The sequence below is a fragment of the Ensifer adhaerens genome (genome assembly GCF_028993555.1).
GTDB classification, from domain to species: Bacteria; Pseudomonadota; Alphaproteobacteria; order Rhizobiales; family Rhizobiaceae; genus Ensifer; species Ensifer adhaerens_I.
Genome location: NZ_CP118610.1, coordinates 1,338,262 through 1,358,459 on the forward strand (window position 1 = coordinate 1,338,262; position 20,198 = coordinate 1,358,459).

The following is a 20,198-nucleotide window of genomic DNA, read 5'->3' on the forward strand; positions in this document are numbered from 1 at the left end:
TTCGACTGCCAAGCTGTACGAAAGGCAAATTGTGCGATGCGAAAATGTGCATATGGCGACGCAACAATGGCATGTTACGGCAATAAGTCCAAGCAGATCAACAATCTCGTCGGATGATGGTGCGGTACCATTCTATATAGGTTTGCCGCTTTTTTCAGCAGATAGCGCCACGGTTGCGGTTGTGTGTCTTTGGTTGCATGATCGACCGCGTATTCGGGGGAAAGAGCGCAGGCGCAATGAGTGATAGTGAAAGGCGACAGGCGTTGCACGACGCCGAGCGTGGCAGCTTCACGTTGCCCGCTTCCGATGCCGCCACTGCCGTTACGGTCTTCGCTCCCAATGCGCCGCGCGGCTTGCTTTCGACGCAGGTGCGTCGCGGTATGTCGACGTTCTGGGCGCGTCTCAGCCCGCGCGCGCTCAAGGCATCAATCGCCTCGGCGATCGAAGAAGAACGGGCATTCGGTCACGGTTTTGTGTTGATACCGGTGCTGCTGATCTCAGGCGTCCTGGCCTGGCTGTCGCTCCCCTTTGACGTTGGAATTGTCAAACTTGCACTGCTGCTTTGCGTTTTCAGCATGGCGGCGTTGGCGTCCATTGGAAAATTTGCACGGCTGCGGATGCCGTTGATTGCGGCGACACTGTTTGTGGCGGGGATGGTGCTGGTCGCGGCCGAGACAGCGCGGATCGATACGATCATCCTCGACGCACCGGTGACGACGAACGTGCGGGGCGTGGTGTTCTCGCGTGAGCAGGACGACCGGGGGCAGTGGCGCTACGGGGTCGAGATCCACGAGACGACCAGGCCGCACCTGCGCCGTCAGCCGACCAAAGTCACGCTGGTGGCGCGGGGGCGGGAAGATCCGCTGCCGATCGGTGCGGCGATCGAGGGTAGGGCAAGGCTGTCGCCGCCCTCCGGTCCTGCATTGCCGGGTCTGAACGACTTTGCATTTGACAGCTATTTCCGGGGTATCGGTGCGGTCGGGTTCTTCTATGGTTCGCCGACGAGCAGCGCGCCCTCCGGGGCTGGAGGCTCGGAAGCGGCATCTTCCTTCGGTTCATCTGTGGCCACCAGGATCGCCGCAATGCGGGAGGCCGTCGGAGAGCGCATCCGTGCATCGATCGGCGGCGACACCGGAGCGCTTGCAGCAGCACTGGTGACCGCGGAGGAGCGGGCCATCAGCCGCGAGACGGTCGAGGTGTTGCGGCAAGCCGGTCTTGCGCATGTGCTGGCGATCTCCGGTCTGAACATGGCGCTTGCCGCGGGAACCTTTCTGATCGGCGCCCGCACCGTTCTCAGCATGATTCCTGGCATGGCGCATCGCGTGCCGATCAAGAAGGTTGCGGCGGCCGGCGCGCTGCTGATGGTTTGCTTCTACATTCTCATCTCCGGCGGCGCTGTGTCGGCATTGCGCGCCTGGATCATGATTTCCATCATGCTCGTCGCCGTATTTTTTGTTCGTATGTCGATCAGCCTGCGCAACGTGGCTCTCGCAGCGATTGTCATCGTCGCCATCACGCCGTCGGCGGTTGCCGGGCCGGGTTTCCAGATGTCGTTCGCTGCCACGCTTGCGCTCGTTGCCGGCTATGCGCGCTGGCGTGAGCGTCAGGAGGCAGAGACGCCGGCGGCGGAGAGGCAGGGTAAGGGACGAGGGTTGGTCACTGGCGTGGTCGCCGGTGTCGTCATCACCTCGCTGATCGGCGGCTTGGCAACCTCGGTCTATTCGATCGCCTATTTCCACCGGTTGCCGGCCTATGGCCTGCTCGCCAATGTTCTCACCATGCCAGTGATCAGCATCGTGATCATGCCGTTCGGCCTGTTCGCCATGCTCCTGATGCCGTTGGGGCTTGAGCACTATCCATTGTTGGCGATGGCCTGGGGCCTCGACCGGATGCTCGACATCGCCCGCTTGGTAACCATCGCTCGATGGCGAGATCGTCACAGGCCGCATCGGACATCTCGGCTTTGTGCTGATTGCCGCAGGCGGTGTTCTGCTCTGTGTATTGCGGAGCTGGCTGGCCCTGTCGGGTGCAGTGCTGATCAGTGCGGGTCTCGTCAGCCTCTCAGTCGAGCGCGATCCTCTGCCCGATGTCGTGATTGCCGAGGATGGTCGCCTCGTCGGCCTCATCTCGAACGGCGCGATCGCGACTAACAGGATGCGCCCGTCGGATTTCGTGTTTTCCCAGTGGCAACGGGCCCTCGCGGTGGAAACCCACCTCAAGCCCTCGATACTTCCGCCGCCGGCGACCACCGATCCTTATCCGGCTACGGAGCCGGCCGGAAAAGGCGCTCCGCCGCTCGACCAGGAAAAAGTGGCCGCGATCCGTTCGGATTTGTCGTCGGCGGTCGAGGCGAGTGCAGCAGGTGTCTTCATCTGCCGGGACAAACATTGGTGCGTGGCGCACAACGGCTACGGCTGGACGATCCTAACGCTCGAAAACCCGCGCCTCTTTTCGGCTCTCTGCGATCAGGCGGATCTGGTGGTGACCGCGGCGCGGGTCGATGGCGTGACGTGCCCGACCAACCGGGCCCGCATTGTGGATGTGCGGACGCTACGTCGCGCGGGTGCAATCGAAATTCGAGCGCAGTCGGAGACTGAGCAAGCACCGGCCGCAATGCAGTTTCGACCGGCATTTACGACCCTTGCTCGCCCCTGGGAACGGCACCGCGCCTATGATTGGCGGACCGGCGCTTTCATGGACGTTTCGCCAGGCTTTTGACCGCGGCCGCCGGTCACGCTCCGAGCGAGTGGTTGCGAAATTATTCTTGATTGATAAACTCCACAAATCCTTGTCATTCCGCTCCCCTTTGCGTAAAGAGCCCGAAAGCACGCAAGGGATGTGGCGGGTGACGGCAATCCCTTCGCTCTGACATGACGAAACGGACCAGTACGTGAGGAACAAGATGCCGAACCGAGCCCGATCGACGACCAATCTGCTGGCAGCCGCAATGCTGGGCCTGTCATCGGCCGCTTTTCCTGCAGTTGCGTTCGCTCAATCGGCGAGTGACGCGGGAACGTCAGTCCCGGCCACGAACGGCGCTCAGGGCACTGTCGCAGAATCTCCTGCGTCAACGCCGGTCGCCGAGGGGCAGACGGCAACCGGCAGCGCGCCGGTAAACCAGGCGACGCCGATCACACAGATCCAGCCCGCAGCACAAGCCGCTTCGCCCGAGGCTGCTACCCCCATTGGTGTCGAGGGCGCCGCGGTTGCGGCCGAAGGCGTGGCGAACCCGGTACTGCCGCACGATCTGTCGCCGATCGGCATGTTCATGGCGGCCGACCTGGTCGTCAAAAGCGTTATGGTCGGCTTGGCAGTGGCGTCCATTGCCACCTGGGCGATCTTCCTGGTCAAGGCACTCGAGCTTTTTGGCGCCAAGGCGCGCCTCAAGCGGGCGGTGCGTCTGCTGTCAGCGGCTAATGGCCTGGCTGATGTCAAGACCGCATTCGACGGGAAGTCAGGCCCCGCGCCTGACATGGTGGCTGCGGCGATCGACGAAATGGTGCGTTCGGAAGCGGTTGTCGACCATGCGCCCGCGAGCGGCATCAAGGAGCGCGTCTCTTCGCTGCTGACCCGCATCGAGGTTCGCGCCGGCAAGCGCATGACGAGCGGCACCGGTATTCTCGCCTCGATCGGCTCGGTCGGTCCGTTCGTCGGCCTTTTCGGCACCGTGTGGGGGATCATGAATTCCTTCATCGGCATCAGCAAGGCGCAGACGACCAATCTCGCGATCGTCGCACCCGGCATTGCCGAAGCGCTGCTCGCCACTGCCATCGGCCTCGTTGCGGCTATTCCGGCCGTGATCATTTACAACTATTTCGCCCGTGCAGTGGGTGGCTACAAGGTGATCCTTGCCGATGCTGCGGCCGCCGTGGAACGGCTCGTCAGCCGCGACCTCGACCACCGTCTGGCCCGCAAGGCGCAGCCCCGCCGTCAGGAAGGCTTCGTCCATGCGGAAACGACCATTGCACGGATTGGGTGACCCATGGCCGGCAAAGTAAGCCAGGACGGCGGCGATCTCGACGAGAACAGCGAAATCAACGTCACGCCCTTTATCGACGTCATGCTCGTGCTGCTGATCATCTTCATGGTGGCGGCGCCGCTTGCTACGGTGGACATGAAGGTGGATCTGCCGCAATCGGCTGCAAAGCCGGCGCCGCGCGACGACAAACCGGTCTTCGTGACCTTGAAGGCCGATCTGGCGCTTGCCATCGGTAACGAGGAAACGGCCCGCGAGACCTTCGCCGACGAGCTGAAGCGCCTGACCGAGGGCAATACCGAGACGCGCGTCCTGCTGCGGGCCGACAAGGCCGTGGACTACGGTGAATTGATGACGGTCATGAACCTCATCCAGAACGCCGGCTACACCAAGATCGCCCTTGTCGGGCTGGAAGGCGCGCCCGGACGCTGAGTCTTTCTTCGGGCCACGTCCCAGCAATGCGTCGCGCCCTTGTCCGCGCGCCGCCGCCTTGATCGATCTAGGGCCCTTCTTCCCCGTTTTTCCGGCGCAATTTGCCGCTGTCGCTTGAATCCCGCGGGGCGGCGATTTAAGAGCTTACGTCAAAGGCTTTCGGTAGAGAGCCACAAGACGATCGCGCGGGCCTCTCCGAAAAGCGGCGCCGCGCCCAGCCGGATACGAGGGCACTAGCATGAATTTCGAAGCAGCGCGCACCAAGATGGTGGACAACCAGATCCGGACTACGGATGTGACGTCCCACTCGGTCTTGTCCGCCTTCCTCACCGTGCCGCGCGAAGAATTCGTGCCCGCGAAGATGAAGGAGCTCGCCTATATCGACACCGACATCGCGCTTGACGGCATCAACGGCGCAGCGCCGCGCTACCTGATGGAGCCTTCGCCGCTCGCCAAGCTGCTGCAGCTCGCCGAGATCGCAAAGTCCGACGTCGTGCTCGAGATCGGCTGCGGCACCGGCTATGCTTCTGCACTGCTTTCCCTGATTGCAGGGTCTGTCGTCGCACTCGAAAGCGATCAGGGTCTAGCAGCCACTGCGACCGAAACGCTGGCGCGTCTCGGCTATGACAATATTGCCGTTGTCACCGGCGATCTCGAGAAGGGCTACGCTGCCGAAGCACCTTACGATGTCATCTTCGTTCACGGTTCGGTGGAAGTTTTGCCTGCTGCTCTGTTCCAGCAATTGCGCGATGGCGGCCGTCTCGTGGTGGTCGAAGGATTTGGCAACGCTTCGCGCGCTAAACTCTATGTGCACGAGCACGGAAAGACCTCCGAGCGTGCCGATTTCAACACTGCGGTGAAGCCGCTTCCCGGCTTCCGCCGCGAGCAGGAATTTGTTTTTTGAGGTCCCACTTATTGAGGGATATCAACATTTGAATGCACTGCTAAAATAACAATGTTGCCAATTCGCAACGGGGCACTTGTTTCTTTTTGAAATGCCTGCGCAGAGTAGGGGTGGGCAGTTGTCGGAATCTGGAATCCGGGTTTCAAAGAGTGCAGTGGTAGTGATTTGCTCGCCAGTGGGCGGTGTGAGCGCTTCATCGCCGTGTCTAGGCAGCGCCGTTTTGTAACGAGGACAGCGCTGCGGGAAATGTAGGGCAGGCTCTGCCGCCCCTATCGGAGAGAGAAGTAATGGTGTCGATTGTCCGCAAAGCGGCCCTATGGGCCGCCGTTTCGACGAGTGTGCTGCTTGCCCCGCACGCAGTGCTGGCCGAGACGATCTTCGGCGCAATGGCCAAAGCCTACGCAAACAACCCGGATCTGAATGCTGCACGTGCGGGTCTGCGCGCAACCGACGAGAGCGTGCCGATCGCCAAGTCTGGCTTTCGCCCCCAAGTGGCAGCTTTCGCCAACGGGACGCTTTCGACCATCGACCGGGCGGATGGATCCCGGGACCTCCACCAGGGACAGGTTGGCGTCTCCATAACGCAGATGGTCTTTGACGGCTTTCAGACGCTGAACAATGTTCGCGCGGCCGAGTCGAACGTGTTTGCCACCCGCGAATCGCTGCTGGCCAACGAAATGCAGATCCTGCTCTCGGCAGCGACCATCTACTCGAACATTGCGCGAGATCAGCAGTTGGTCTCGATCCGCAAGCAGAACATCGCCTTCCTGCAGGAGCAGGTGAACGCCGCCAAGGCGCGCCTTGACGTAGGTGAAGGCACGCGCACGGACGTGAGCCTCGCCGAGGCGTCGCTCGCCAACGCGCAATCGCAGCTCATCGTCGCCGTCGCGCAGTTGAAGCAGAGCGAAGCGACGTATGTGCGGATCGTTGGCGACATACCGAAGGGCATCAAGCAGGCGTCTCCGGCATCCAAGAACCTGCCGCGCTCGCTCGATCAGGCCGTCGCAAGCGGCCTGCGGGATCATCCGACCATCCTGGCTGCACAGTACTCGGTTGATTCGGCCGGATTCCAGGTGAAGTCGGCAGAGGGAACGATGCTGCCGGGCGTGACGCTTCAAGGGCAGGTCGGCCGCACGGCCGGCAACGTCACCGACGACAACAATACGTCGAGCATAACGGCTCGCCTCGAGGTGCCGATCTATCAGGGCGGCCTCGAATATGGTCAGATCCGGCAGGCAAAGGAACGCCTCGGACAACAGCGCATCTTGGTTGATTCGGCACGAGCATCGATTCAGGAAACGATTGTTTCGGCCTATGCTCAGCTTGAAGCGGCGATTGCGCGCATTTCCGCAAACAAGGCGCAAATCTCTGCCGCCAAGCTGGCGCTGGATGGCGTCGTTGAAGAGCGCAAAGTCGGCCAGCGCACGACCCTCGACGTTCTCGATTCGCAGCAGGACGTGCTGCAGGCGCAGGAACTCCTGGCGCTTGCGCAGCGTGACGCGGTCGTCGCGAGCTATACTTTGCTTGCAGCCTCCGCGAGGCTGACCGTGAAGAGCCAGGGGCTGCAGGTTGCGGAATACCGCTCCGAGGAACACTACGAGGCGGTCAAGGATAAATGGTTCGGTCTTCGAACCGTCGACGGTCGCTAAAGAAAACGCCCCGGTCTTCCCGGGGCGTTTCTATTTTTGGCCCTGAAAACAAATCTGTGCAAGAATCTGAGTGGCTGATTCGTGGCGTATGTTTCGTCCGCGAACTCACATAAGGTTTGTCGGAAATCGGCGCATGTCCTGTTTTGAAACACATGCCGGCCGCGTCAAACGGGGATAGAAATGGCACAGCTCAATGTCGCGCGTGAACCTTCGATGGATGAGATCCTGGCATCCATTCGCAAGATCATCGAGAGCAATGAGCCTGGCCAGGCCGGGCTGTCGCCGCAGGAGCATTTCGAGGATGAGGCGGGCGATGAGATCGAGCTGACGATCGACAGCGAGATCGAGACCGTTGCCTTTGGCCGGCGTGAGGAATCTGCCGACATCTTGAGGCCCACCCCAGCGGCTCCTGCCGTAGAGCTTTCCATCGTCTCGCCTGAGGTCAGCACCGCGGTTGCGCAGCCGCCGCTTTCGCTGGCTGATGTCGCTGCGCGCGTTCGAGCGGCTTCGGAGCGCCACGCAACGGGATTTGCCCCGCGCGAAGCGCAGCCAGCCGCGCCGGCTCCCGCAATCCAGGACAGTCCTGTCGTAACGTCGCGCATGGCCGCGGTATCAGCGCCCAAGGCTCCGACGGTTCAGCCGGTCGTGACCCTCGAAACACACGAGGATACGGAGGCCGTCGCTGCGCCTGAGTCGGCGGAGGTTCGCGACAGCTTCGAACCGCCCGCACAGGTAGCTACGCCCGTCATGGTCGACACGGCGGCCCCCGAGAAGGCGATCGCGGCCATCGTCTCTCCGGAGGTCGGCCGGAAGGTCGCGCAGTCCTTCGACAATCTCGCTCTCGCGGTCGATCAGGGCGCAAGGCGTTCGTTCGACGAAATCGCCCAGGAAATGCTGCGGCCGATGTTGCAGGAATGGCTGGACGACAATCTGCCGACACTCGTCGAACGGTTGGTTCGCGAGGAAATCGAACGCGTTGCCCGCGGGCCGCGTCGCTGAAATTCAGGTCTTTTGACGCATGGGGCCGCGGCGACTGTCGCGGCTTTTTGCGTTCGTGTTGACTTGCACCGGCCGTTCCGGTTTACAAGACACAGACATCACTCTCCAAAATTGGCTCCAAAATGCTTGATAAGACCTACGATTCCGCATCCGTCGACCCGCGTATCGCCAAGAAGTGGGACGAAGAAAACGCGTTTCGTGCAGGTGCGGGTGCCAAGCCCGGCGCCGATAGCTTCTGCATCGTGATCCCGCCACCGAACGTGACCGGCTCGCTGCACATGGGCCACGCGCTCAACAACACGCTTCAGGACGTCATGGTTCGCTTCGAGCGCATGCGCGGCAAGGACGTGCTCTGGCAGCCTGGCATGGACCATGCCGGTATTGCGACCCAGATGGTTGTCGAGCGCAAGCTGATGGAAACCCAGCAGCACCGCCGGCAGATGGGGCGCGACGCCTTCATCGAGAAGGTCTGGGAGTGGAAGGCCGAATCCGGCGGCTTGATCTTCAACCAGTTGAAGCGGCTCGGCGCATCCTGCGACTGGTCGCGTGAACGTTTCACCATGGACGACGGCCTTTCGGAAGCCGTTCTGGAGGTCTTCGTCTCGCTCTACAAGGAAGGGCTGATCTACAAGGACAAGCGCCTGGTCAACTGGGATCCGAAGCTTCTGACGGCGATTTCCGATCTGGAAGTCGAGCAGCACGAGATCAACGGCAATCTCTGGTATTTGCGCTATCCGCTCGAGCCAGGCGTCACCTATGAACACCCGATTGCCTTCAATGAGGAAGGCAAGGCGACGGAATGGGAGAAGCGCGACTATCTGGTTGTCGCGACCACGCGGCCCGAAACGATGCTCGGGGACAGCGGCATTGCCGTCAATCCGGACGACGAGCGCTACAAGCCGCTCCTCGGCAAGCATGTCATTCTGCCGATCGTCGGCCGGCGCATTCCGGTTGTCGCCGACAGCTACGCCGATCCGACGGCCGGCACCGGCGCGGTCAAGATCACGCCTGCACATGACTTCAACGACTTCGACGTCGGCAAGCGCACGGGCCTCAGCGCGATCAACATCATGACGATCGAAGGCCGCATCACCATCAAGGACAACGAGGAGTTCCTCGAAGGGCTTTCCGATCCGGCAGCGCTGCATGGTGCGTGGGACGAGCTGGAAGGCAAGGATCGTTTCGAAGCTCGCAAGATCATCGTCCGCATCTTTGAAGAGGCCGGCCTGCTCGACAAGATCGAGCCGCACAAGCACATGGTTCCCCATGGCGACCGCGGTGGCGTGCCGATCGAGCCGCGCCTGACGGAACAATGGTACGTCGACGCCAAGACGCTCGCGAAGCCCGCGATTGCCGCCGTCAAGGAAGGCCGGACGAACTTCGTTCCGAAGAATTGGGAGAAGACCTACTTCGAGTGGATGGAAAACATCCAGCCCTGGTGCGTTTCGCGTCAGCTCTGGTGGGGGCATCAGATCCCGGCCTGGTACGGCCCGGATGGTCAGGTCTTCGTCGAGAAGACCGAGGAAGAGGCGCTTCACGCCGCGATCCAGCACTATCTCGCGCATGAAGGCCCGATGAAGGCCTATGTCGAGGACCTACTTGAAAACTTCAAGCCGGGCGAAATCCTGACGCGCGACGAAGACGTGCTCGACACCTGGTTTTCTTCGGCGCTCTGGCCGTTCTCCACGCTCGGCTGGCCGAACGAGACGCCGGAGCTCGAGAAGTACTATCAGACCGACGTTCTCGTGACCGGCTTCGACATCATCTTTTTCTGGGTCGCCCGCATGATGATGATGGGCCTGCACTTCATGAAGGACGCCGACGGCACCCCGGTCGAGCCGTTCCATACGGTCTACGTTCATGCGCTCGTCCGCGACAAGAACGGCCAGAAGATGTCGAAGTCGAAGGGCAACGTCATCGACCCGCTCGAACTCATCGACGAATACGGGGCCGACGCGTTGCGCTTCACGCTGGCGATCATGGCCGCCCAGGGCCGTGACGTTAAGCTCGATCCCGCTCGCATCGCCGGTTATCGCAATTTCGGCACGAAGCTCTGGAACGCGACGCGTTTTGCCCAGATGAACGGCGTGGTCGATAGCGACGGTTTCATCCCCGAGGCCGCGTCGCTGACCATCAACCGCTGGATCCTGACGGAGCTTTCGCGCACCATCCGCGACGTCACCGAGGCGATCGAGGCCTATCGCTTCAACGAAGCCGCCGGCAGTCTCTATCGTTTCGTCTGGAACCAGTTCTGCGATTGGTATCTGGAGCTGCTGAAGCCGGTCTTCAACGGCGAGGACGAGGCGGCCAAGGGCGAGTCGCAGGCCTGCGTCGCCTATGTTCTTGACGAGATCTACAAGCTGCTGCACCCGTTCATGCCGTTCATGACCGAAGAGCTCTGGGCGCAGACGGCAGGCGAGGGGCGCGAGCGCGAGACGTTGCTCTGCCACGCCGAATGGCCGGCGGCTTCTTATGCCGATGATGCGGCCGCCGACGAGATCAACTGGCTGATCGACCTCGTCTCGGGCATCCGCTCCGTTCGTTCGGAGATGAATGTTCCGCCGGCTGCAACCGCGCCGCTGATCGTCGTCGGTGCAAACAATCTGACGCGCGAGCGCCTGCAGCAGCATGCGCCGGCAATCTCGCGCCTGGCGCGTGTCGAACACATCGACTATGCGACTGTCGCCCCGCGCGGCAGCGCCCAGATCGTTGTCGGCGAGGCGACCGCGTGCCTGCCGCTGGGTAACCTGATCGATCTCTCCGCCGAGAAGTCGCGCCTGGAGAAGGCGATCGCCAAGGTGGATGTTGAGCGCGAGCGTATTCTTGGCAAATTGGCCAATGAAAAGTTCGTCGCGAACGCAAAACCGGAACTGGTGGAAGCCGAACGCGAGCGCCTGGTGGAGCTCGATCTTCAGAAGGAATCGCTTGGCGTCGCGCTCACGCGCGTGGCGGAAGCCGGTTAGGAAGCACGCTAAGCGTGCAGCCGCCCTCAAGGCTGGTCGCCAAGAAAATCAAAATCCGCGACAAGTCTGTCGCGGATTTTTTATTTTAGACTGGTTTTATATACTTGCGTGGCGGCGCTTCGCAATCGAATCGTCGCGCTTGATACTGTTGACCGCTCACGAAATCGCTTGGCATGGGCCGTCGGAGTTTCAACGGCCATTTTTGTTGATCTCCAGCAAAAACCAATATTGTTGTCTCCACGACACAGCTTTCGCGAGCGTTGGAAGTTTTTCCTATTTTATTGGGTTATTTACCTATTTTTCGGAATATCATTTCGGAAATGTGCGAATGTGTCTAAATCATGAGAATCTTACGTAAATTATGTGACGCATAGCGCCGCACCACCTCCGCTTCCGGCATTTGCGATTTCACATGTTCGTGAGAATACTTCCGCCATACGCGGCATGAGGTGGAATGTCGCAGATTGCAGTGCAGGGGAGGAGCTTGATGGCTCACATGAATTTTAAGCGTGGCGTCCTGACGGTGGCGGCTGGTTTGCTGTTTGCGTCGGCGGCCCACGCCGGCGGTCTTGAGCGCGGTGGTTACAACATCGATCTGCTGTTCGACCCGTCGGACTACGCCGGTGAAGCTTCGGCGACCTACGTCAATCCGCAGCGCGAACTGAAGAATGTCAGAGACACGGATACGACGTCTGCGGTTTTCCCGTTTAATGGAACGGGGCCGGGCGCTGGCGGTGGTAACTTGAATTCCCGACCGAATACCGCCGACGATACCGAGAGCTATTGGGTTCCGCGCGTTGGGGTCAAGGCGCGCTTTGCTGACGATATCGACTGTATGGCCGACTATTCGCAGCCCTGGGGTGCGCATACCAACCCGGGCCTCAACTGGGCCGGTGCAAACAACAACGTCGAGACGAAGGTCGAAAGCGACAACTACGCCGCAACCTGCTCCTATAAATGGGACGTCGGCCAAGGTCAGTTCCGCGTCATCGGCGGCGTCTTCTACCAAGAGGTCAGCGGCTTCAAGGAGCGGTTGGTTCAGGATTTCACGGGCGTTCCACCGGTATTGGCCGCCGGGCGTACCGGCATCGGTCGGCTGGATCTCGAGGGGGATGGTTGGGGCTGGCGCGCTGGCGTCGGCTACGAAATTCCTGAATACGCAGTGCGGGCGAGCCTCGTCTACAACAGTGCCGTGGACCTCGACAACCTTGCGGGAACGATCGACCTGCGTGACGTTCGCGGGCCGGCTCCGGTTAACTTCTATGGGGTCTCCGGCTTTGCATCGATGCCGGATTCACTCGAATTGAAGATTCAGTCCGGTATTGCGCCCGACTGGGTCGCCTTCGGCTCGGTCAAATGGACGGATTGGAGCCAACTCCAGGTTCTCAAGTTTTGCCCTTCGTCGGGCGGAACCCTGGCTCAGCCCTGCACCTCGCTTGACCTGCTTTATCGAGACGGCTGGACGATTTCAGGCGGCTTTGGTCACAAGTTCAACGATCAGTGGAACGGCGCTATTAGCCTGACCTGGGACCGCGGTACCAGCCACGGCTATGGCACTCAGTCCGATACTTGGTCGCTTGGCTCGGGTGTATCCTATTCGCCAAACAAGAATATCGAGCTTCGATTGGCTGGTGCAGTGGGCATCCTGACGAGCGGCAGTTCGGGCCCCGTTAACTTCGACGGGCAGGTTATCGGCGGGGATGTGTCCTACGACTACGGTAACGATTTCTTCGGCGCCATATCGACGTCCCTTAAGGTCAAGTTCTGATCCTTCACCAATCTGACTGTTTGGGCCCGGTTTCGACCGGGCCTTTCTTTTTGATGTGGAACTGTTCGCTGTTGCCTTTGCACCGTTCGCTAATGTGACGATTCAGCAACACATTTAATGCTACAGTTTGCTAGCATCGGACTCGTCCCGGCTATGTCCATTTCCCGCCACAAACAGGGAGCAGCGATAGTAGGGACAAACCTGCAACCGTGAAAACGAAACCTGCGGCGTTTGGTGTGAAGTGAAACTTGGACTGTCGATGTTCATGTCAGATGTGGCCTTCGGCACCTTTGTGCAAGTGGTCGACTGAAATGGTCTTTTCGGTACGTGGGTCGAAGTTTCGTTCTGGATTGGGTGCGTCGACGTCGTCGGCGGAATTGGTGAAGTTTTGGGCGGCAGCGGGTCGTCCGGGCGTTTGTGTTTGCAGCGGTGATGAGTTCGGCGTGGCCGGCTGGAACGGAAGAATTAGACTGTGATGCTTGCGGGTGAACTGAAGTCACTGAAGGTTGCGATACTCGGCGTGTCGCTGGCGGTCTGCGGGACCATCACCATGCCGGCCCTTGCCTTTGATCCTGGGGCAGGCGTCACGAAGGAATCCGGTCCCTTTGCGCTCTTCAAATTCGGTTTCTCCGCGTACAAGAACGGCCGCAAGGACGAGGCCATCGAGGCCTACAAATACGCTGCGGAGAAGGGGCATACCGGTTCGCGCTGGGCTCTGGCCAACATGTATGCCTATGGCGACGGTGTCGCCGAAAACGACCTCGAAGCCTTCAAGATCTACAGCGAGATCGCCCAGCAGGGCGTGGAGCCCGGCTCCGAAGATACCGGCTACTTCGTCAACGCGCTGATCTCCCTTGCCGGCTACTACCGACGTGGCATTCCCGACAGCCCGATCAAGTCGGATATGTCGCAGGCGCGACAGCTCTATTTCCAGGCGGCGTCGACCTTTGGTGTCGCTGAGGCGCAGTTCCAGCTTGCGCGCATGCTGTTGTCGGGCGAGGGCGGTAGCGTCAACGTTCAACAGGCCAAGAAGTGGCTCAACCGGGCCCGCAAGAGCGGCCATGCCGGTGCAATGGGTGTCTTCGGCAACGTGATTTTCCAGGAAGGCCAGACCGTTCGCGGTCTCGCCTTTATGACTGCCGCACTCGACCAGTGTTCGCCGAAGGATCGGCCCTGGATGCAGTCAATGCAGGAGCAGGCATTCTCGCTGGCGAGCGAGGACGACCGACGCACGGCAATCGCCCTGTCGCAGAACCTGCACATGCAGGGCGACGACGACTGAGCGCGTCGCGCAACGATCTCTAGACCAGTACAGTTGGTACAGGATAGACGAACGACAGTTCCGCGCCTCAGGCGGCCGCGAAGGCAAACTCTCCGATAACCGGAACATGGTCCGAGGGCTTTTCCCAGGCGCGAACATGTTTGTCGATCGACGTCGAAACCAGGCGATCGGCTGCCTCCGGCGACAGCATCAGATGGTCGATGCGAATGCCGAAGTTCTTCGGCCAGCAGCCGGCCTGATAATCCCAAAACGTATAAAGCGGTACCGCATCTGACGTCGCCCGTACCGCGTCGGTAAACCCGAGATTGCGCAGGCGCCGATAGGCCGCGCGCGTCTCCGGCAGGAACAGAGCGTCGTTCTGCCAGACCTTGATGTCCCAGCAGTCGTGCTCCTCCGGGATGACGTTGTAGTCACCGGCCAGGATGAAGGGCTCTTCAAGCAGAAGGCGCTGCTCGGCATAGGCGGTCAGCCGGCGCATCCAGGCAAGCTTATAGGGGTACTTCTCGCTATCGACGGGATTGCCGTTCGGCAGGTAGAGCGAGCAGACGCGGATCACGCCGCCGGCAACCGAGAACACGCCTTCGATGAAACGCGACTGCTCGTCGGAATCGTCGCCGGGCAGGCCGCGGTTGACCTCGTCCGGACGCAGCTTGGAGAGGAGGGCGACGCCGTTGAACCCTTTCTGGCCGTGGGTCTCGACATGATAGCCGAGCGCCTCGATCTCCAGGCGAGGAAATCCGTCGTCGACAGACTTGATCTCCTGCAGGCAGACGATGTCCGGATTGGCCTCTTTCAGCCATGCCAACAGGCTGTCGATTCGCGCCTTGACGCCATTGATGTTCCAGGTGGCAATCTTCATGGCTCGAAACGCCCTTCCATATAGGTGAGTCCTTACGGCGGGACTCTTCTAGCCGCTCCGGATTCTTTTGACAAATCCGATACCTGCGGTCTTCCAGCCCTGCGGCCGAGCTGCAACGACCGCGTGCGAGGCCGCGCGCAGTTTATATACGGTATAGGCGCGGCCGCCCGAATTGATTCCGGTCCATGGCCGGCTATAGTCCGGCGCATGATCGATCTCGTGCAGAACTACTGGCCGCATATCCTGGCGCTGCTGTCCTTCGCGCTTGGCATCCCGGCTGCGATTCACGCGGCCATGACCAAGGATGACGTTCGCGCCGCCGCCGGTTGGGTCGGTGTCGTTCTGCTCTCGCCGATCGTCGGGGCATTGCTTTATGCCGTTGCCGGCATCAATCGCATCCGTCGCTCTTCGATCGGCTCGCAACGCGCGCTTTTGCGCGGGCACGGCCCCGATCAGTTTGGCAGTTTCGATATCTCTGAAACAGACATTGCCGGACGTTTCGGGAATCGTTTCGCCGCGCTGAAAATCCTCGGGGATCGTGTTTCCCGGCACCGTATGTGTTCCGGCAACGGCGTCGAGGTTTTGGCCGGCGGGGACGCCGCTTATGCGGCTATGCTCGCGGCCATTGCCGGTGCGCGGCGCAGCATCCTGATAGAGAGCTATATCTTCGATCGCGACGTGGTCGGCCTTCGCTTCGCTGACGCCTTGATCGCCGCGGTTGCGCGTGGCGTCGAGGTCCGCGTGCTGATCGACGCTGTCGGCGCGCGCTACTCCGTCCCCAGCATTGTCGGTCATCTAAAGACGGCTGGCGTTCCGACGGCCGTCTTCAATGGTAATATCATCATGGGGCTGAGGTTGCCCTATGCCAATCTCCGCACGCACCGAAAGATCCTCGTCGTCGATGGTCTCGTTGCCTTTGCCGGCGGAATGAACATCCGCGCGGGCTTTACCAGCGAGATCGCCGGCGAGGTACCGGCCCTCGATACGCACTTTCAGGTAACCGGCCCCGTGGTCGCCGACATCTTCCAGGTCGCCGCCGAGGATTGGCAGTTCTCCAGCGGTGAGATGCTGACGGGCAGTGCCTGGGCGCTCGAAGAAAGGCCTTTGCCGGCAGAAACGCCTTCCGTTTTGATGCGCGCCATACCCTCGGGGCCAGACGCGACCAACGAAACCAATCACAAGATGCTGATGGGGGCGTTCTCGGTGGCGCGCAAGAACATCCGCGTGATGTCGCCCTATTTTCTGCCGGACCGCGAACTGATCAGCGCCCTGGTAACCGCGGCGCGCCGGGGCGTCGAGGTCGACATCGTCGTGCCGGCGGTCAACAATCTGCTGCTGGTCGATCGCGCAATGACTGCACAGTTCGATCAGGTATTGAAGGGGCATTGCCGGGTCTGGCGTGCCGAGGGCGCCTTCAACCACTCGAAGCTCTTGATCGTAGACGAGCGCTGGGCCTATGTCGGATCGACCAATCTCGATCCGCGTTCACTGCGTCTCAACTTCGAGTTCGATCTCGAAGTGCTGGACGATGGTTTCGCCCACACGATCAACGGCATGATATCGGATGTTCTGGCTTCGGCCGAACCGGTCACGCTCGAGGCGTTGCGCGCCAAGCCACTTATCGACCGGCTGGCGAACCGTGTGCTTTGGCTGGGGTCGCCCTATCTCTGAAGGCGACCACAGAAAGGCCCGGTGGCGGGCTCAGATGGAAAAACTCGTTCCGCATCCGCAACTTGCGACGGCATTCGGATTCTTGATCTGAAACGACTGGCCGAGCAGGTTGTCGACGAAGTCGATCTCCGAGCCGCCCATGTAGACGAGAGACAGGCTGTCGATCAGCACCTTGGCGTCGTTCTTCTCCAGCACCAGATCGTCGTCGTTGGCGCTGTCGACCAGGTCGAACTTGTAGGAGAAGCCCGAGCAGCCGCCGCCTTCGACGGACACCCGCATCGCGTTGTGACTGTCCGAACGAAGGATCGTGGCGATCCGCTTTGCAGCGGCGTCCGAAAGGGTCACTGTTTCTAGCGTCATATGTGCCTCCTGCCGGGGTCAAGAACCGGAGAGATTTGATTGTCGGTACAGCATCGTCTTGGCCAATGCCGGAAGTCGTTTCAACCCCCGCTGCCAAGCCGTTGCTTTCGCTTGCGGAATCGGTCGATGCTTGCGCGACGCGTTTCCGTGGCTTTCACTATAGGTATGAAGGCTTCAATGTCCCGTCAATGGGATGACGATTTGGGTGGAAAATGACTTTCGATAAAAATGCGCTGGGCTTCGGTTATGGTGAACACGCACAGTTTGCGTCGAACCCCTGGGCGACGCGCGGCAGGCTCTATCCGGAAGCATCGAGCATGACACGCTCCGATTTTCAGCGTGACCGGGATCGAATCGTCCACACCACCGCCTTTCGCCGGCTGAAGCACAAGACGCAGGTCTTCATCGCTGCCGACGGCGACCACTATAGGACACGGCTGACGCACACGATCGAAGTCGCGCAGATCGCCCGTGCCCTGGCACGCGCACTCCGACTTGACGAGGATCTCGCTGAAGGCGTCGCACTCGTGCATGATTTCGGTCACACGCCCTTCGGACATACGGGCGAGGACGCCCTGCACGAGATGCTGAAGCCTTACGGTGGCTTCGACCACAATGCCCAATCGCTGCGCATCGTCACCAAACTCGAGCGGCGCTACGCCGAGTTCGACGGGCTGAACCTGACCTGGGAGAGCCTTGAGGGTTTGGTCAAGCACAATGGGCCGTTGCTGACGCCCGACGGGCAAGGCACACGTGGGCCAGTGCCGCAACCGATCCTGGATTATTGCGCAATACATGATCTAGAACTGGCAAGCTACGCGAGCATGGAGGCGCAGGTCGCGGCCATCGCCGACGACATCGCATATAATACCCACGATATCGACGACGGTCTGCGGGCCGGCTACCTGACCTTCGAGATGTTGGAAGACGTGCCGTTTCTTGCCGGACTGATGCGCGAGGTTCACGACCGCTATCCCGGTCTTGAAAGCAGCCGATTCACGCACGAAATCATGCGCCGCCAGATCACGGCGATGGTCGAGGACGTGATCGGTGTCGCCCAGCGACGTATCGCAGACATTCGCCCGCAGAGCGCAGCCGAGGTCCGCCAGGCGGGTACGGTCATGGCGACGTTCTCCGAGGAGATGAGCGAGACGGACAAGCAGATCAAGCGTCTGCTGATGACCCGGATCTACCGCCACCCGGAAGTGATGCGGGTGCGGGAAGGGGCGGCGTCGATCGTCTGCGATCTCTATCATGCCTTCATGGACGACCCGCAATTGATGCGGGAGCACTATTGGATCGATCAGATTGCCGGAATGGCCGAACCAGCGCGGGCCCGTCACGTCGGCGACTACCTGGCCGGCATGACCGATACTTTCGCGATCAGCGTGCACAAGCGCTTGTTTGACCACACGCCGGATTTGCGGTAGGGACGCCCCGCCCGGAGGCTTACGGTTCAGTCGAACCGAGCCTCCTTTTTGAGTTTTGCGCCGGCCACATGTGGTCGGTAAAAGCGGACGGATCAGATGAATCTCTTCACGGACTTCGAATCAAGAATTAAGGATATTCTCGAAACGCTTGAAAGCGTTCGAGAAAAGCGATCCGAGCTTGACTTCGGCCGTGTCAATGTCGAGCCGCCGCGCGATCCGAGCCACGGTGATGTCGCGACCAACGCTGCGATGGTGCTGGCCAAGCCGCTCGGCCTCAACCCACGGGCGCTCGCTGAACTGATCGTTGAAAAACTGAAGCTGGATCCGGAAGTCACCGAAGTGACCGTTGCCGGTCCGGGCTTCATCAACGTCAGGCTTTCGGTTTCCTATTGGCAGAAGCTGCTGTCGAACATGGTGCGCACCGGCTTCGACTATGGTCGCAGCACCGTCGGTTCGGGCCGTAAGGTCAACGTGGAATATGTCTCGGCCAACCCGACGGGGCCGATGCATGTCGGCCACTGCCGCGGCGCCGTGGTCGGCGACGCACTTGCCAATCTTTTGGCCTTCGCCGGTTATGCCGTGACCAAGGAATACTATATCAACGACGCCGGGTCGCAGATCGACGTTCTGGCGCGTTCTGCCTTCATGCGGTATCGTCAGGCACTGGGTGAAGATATCGGCGAAATCCCGTCGGGTCTTTATCCGGGCGACTATCTCGTTCCGGTTGGCGAGGCGCTCGCCGATGAATTCGGCACGAGCCTGCGCCTGATGCCTGAGGACAAGTGGATGCCGCTCGTCAAGGACCGGACGATCGATGCCATGATGGCGATGATCCGGGAGGATCTCGCGGCGTTGAACGTCAATCACGACGTCTTCTTCTCCGAACGCACGCTGCACGCCAATGGAGCGGCCGCGATTCGGACGGCGATCAACGACCTGACCTTCAAAGGGCACGTCTACAAGGGCACGCTGCCGCCGCCGAAGGGCCAGCTCCCGGAGGATTGGGAAGATCGCGAGCAGACGCTGTTCCGCTCGACGGAGGTCGGCGACGATATCGACCGGCCGCTGATCAAGTCGGATGGAAGCTACACCTACTTCGCCGCCGACGTCGCCTATTTCAAGGACAAGTTCGATCGCGGCTTCGACGAGATGATCTATGTGCTGGGCGCCGACCATGGCGGTTACGTCAAGCGGCTCGAGGCGCTGGCGCGCGCCGTCTCGGGAGGTTCGTCGAAGCTTACGGTTCTGCTCTGCCAGCTGGTCAAGCTCTTCCGTGACGGGGAACCGGTGAAGATGTCGAAGCGCTCCGGCGATTTTGTCACGTTGCGTGACGTCGTCGATGAAGTCGGCCGCGATCCGGTTCGTTTCATGATGATCTACCGGAAGAATTCCGAACCGCTCGACTTCGATTTTGCTAAGGTTACAGAACAGTCCAAGGATAATCCGGTCTTTTACGTGCAGTATGCGCATGCGCGTTGCCGGTCTGTGTTCCGCCAGGCGGCGGAAGCTTTCCCGGGTCTGGACATCGAATCGCTTGATCTCGCCGGTGCGGTTCAGGGACAGATCGAGGATCCGACGGAGCTTCAGCTCGTTGCCAAGCTGGCAGAATATCCGCGCGTGATCGAGGCTGCGGCACTGGCTCAGGAGCCCCACCGCATCGCGTTTTACCTGTATGATCTTGCCGCTGCCTTCCACGGACACTGGAACAAAGGTAAAGAGAATCCGGAATTACGTTTTGTTAACGATAAAAATAGACAATTAAGTACTGCCAGACTCGGGCTGGTGCATGCTGTCGCTTCGGTATTGAAGTCCGGCCTGTCTATTACAGGCACCTCCGCACCGGAGGAAATGCGATAAGTATTGTCACCATTTTCCCACAATGCACTGGCACATAAATACAGGCAA

The 20,198-nt window shown here is 60.6% G+C and carries 13 protein-coding genes and 1 pseudogene; 12 read left to right on the forward strand and 2 right to left on the reverse strand.

Annotated features, from left to right (window positions below; genetic code table 11):
- Positions 1 to 236 precede the first annotated feature (236 nt).
- The 9 genes and pseudogenes from PWG15_RS06525 (at position 237) to exoR (ending at position 13,973) form a co-directional block, all read left to right on the forward strand.
- Positions 237 to 2,718 (forward strand): annotated as a pseudogene (locus PWG15_RS06525) (ComEC/Rec2 family competence protein).
- A gap of 184 nt (positions 2,719 to 2,902) precedes the next feature.
- Positions 2,903 to 3,979: a tonB-system energizer ExbB gene (exbB, locus tag PWG15_RS06535; protein ID WP_275023628.1), complete on the forward strand. Its 1,077-nt coding sequence runs from the start codon at positions 2,903 to 2,905 to the stop codon at positions 3,977 to 3,979.
- Between the two features lie 3 nt (positions 3,980 to 3,982).
- On the forward strand, positions 3,983 to 4,408 hold the full coding sequence (exbD, locus tag PWG15_RS06540; protein ID WP_057255784.1) for a TonB system transport protein ExbD: 426 nt from the start codon (positions 3,983 to 3,985) through the stop codon (positions 4,406 to 4,408).
- Positions 4,409 to 4,646: 238 nt separating this feature from the next.
- A complete protein-coding gene (locus PWG15_RS06545; protein WP_275023629.1) occupies positions 4,647 to 5,312 on the forward strand; it encodes a protein-L-isoaspartate O-methyltransferase family protein in 666 nt (221 codons plus the stop codon).
- A 287-nt stretch (positions 5,313 to 5,599) separates the two neighbouring features.
- The gene (locus tag PWG15_RS06550; protein WP_275023630.1) at positions 5,600 to 6,961 is read left to right on the forward strand and encodes a TolC family outer membrane protein; all 1,362 of its coding nucleotides are present in this window, start codon (positions 5,600 to 5,602) and stop codon (positions 6,959 to 6,961) included.
- A 180-nt stretch (positions 6,962 to 7,141) separates the two neighbouring features.
- Entirely contained in the window at positions 7,142 to 7,960 is an 819-nt protein-coding gene (locus PWG15_RS06555; protein WP_275023631.1) for a PopZ family protein, read from the forward strand.
- Positions 7,961 to 8,082: 122 nt separating this feature from the next.
- The gene (locus PWG15_RS06560; RefSeq protein WP_275023632.1) at positions 8,083 to 10,923 is read left to right on the forward strand and encodes a valine--tRNA ligase; all 2,841 of its coding nucleotides are present in this window, start codon (positions 8,083 to 8,085) and stop codon (positions 10,921 to 10,923) included.
- A gap of 487 nt (positions 10,924 to 11,410) precedes the next feature.
- Positions 11,411 to 12,691 (forward strand): OmpP1/FadL family transporter, encoded by a 1,281-nt coding sequence (locus PWG15_RS06565; RefSeq protein ID WP_275024368.1) that lies wholly within the window; start codon positions 11,411 to 11,413, stop codon positions 12,689 to 12,691.
- Between the two features lie 475 nt (positions 12,692 to 13,166).
- Complete coding sequence (exoR, locus tag PWG15_RS06570) at positions 13,167 to 13,973, forward strand: exopolysaccharide production regulator ExoR (RefSeq protein ID WP_275023633.1); 807 nt, start codon at positions 13,167 to 13,169, stop codon at positions 13,971 to 13,973.
- A gap of 67 nt (positions 13,974 to 14,040) precedes the next feature.
- On the opposite strand, the gene xth is transcribed toward exoR, so the two are convergent.
- Entirely contained in the window at positions 14,041 to 14,832 is a 792-nt protein-coding gene (gene xth, locus PWG15_RS06575) for an exodeoxyribonuclease III (RefSeq protein ID WP_057255799.1), read from the reverse strand.
- 207 nt (positions 14,833 to 15,039) lie between these two features.
- On the opposite strand from xth, the gene PWG15_RS06580 reads away from it, so the two are divergent.
- Positions 15,040 to 16,503: a phospholipase D-like domain-containing protein gene (locus tag PWG15_RS06580; protein ID WP_275023634.1), complete on the forward strand. Its 1,464-nt coding sequence runs from the start codon at positions 15,040 to 15,042 to the stop codon at positions 16,501 to 16,503.
- Positions 16,504 to 16,533: 30 nt separating this feature from the next.
- On the opposite strand, the gene erpA is transcribed toward PWG15_RS06580, so the two are convergent.
- Positions 16,534 to 16,863, reverse strand: a complete 330-nt coding sequence (gene erpA / locus PWG15_RS06585; RefSeq protein WP_275023635.1) for an iron-sulfur cluster insertion protein ErpA — start codon at positions 16,861 to 16,863, stop codon at positions 16,534 to 16,536.
- A gap of 212 nt (positions 16,864 to 17,075) precedes the next feature.
- On the opposite strand from erpA, the gene PWG15_RS06590 reads away from it, so the two are divergent.
- Positions 17,076 to 18,293 (forward strand): deoxyguanosinetriphosphate triphosphohydrolase, encoded by a 1,218-nt coding sequence (locus tag PWG15_RS06590; protein ID WP_275023636.1) that lies wholly within the window; start codon positions 17,076 to 17,078, stop codon positions 18,291 to 18,293.
- A gap of 96 nt (positions 18,294 to 18,389) precedes the next feature.
- Entirely contained in the window at positions 18,390 to 20,150 is a 1,761-nt protein-coding gene (gene argS / locus PWG15_RS06595; RefSeq protein WP_275023637.1) for an arginine--tRNA ligase, read from the forward strand.
- Positions 20,151 to 20,198: the final 48 nt, after the last annotated feature.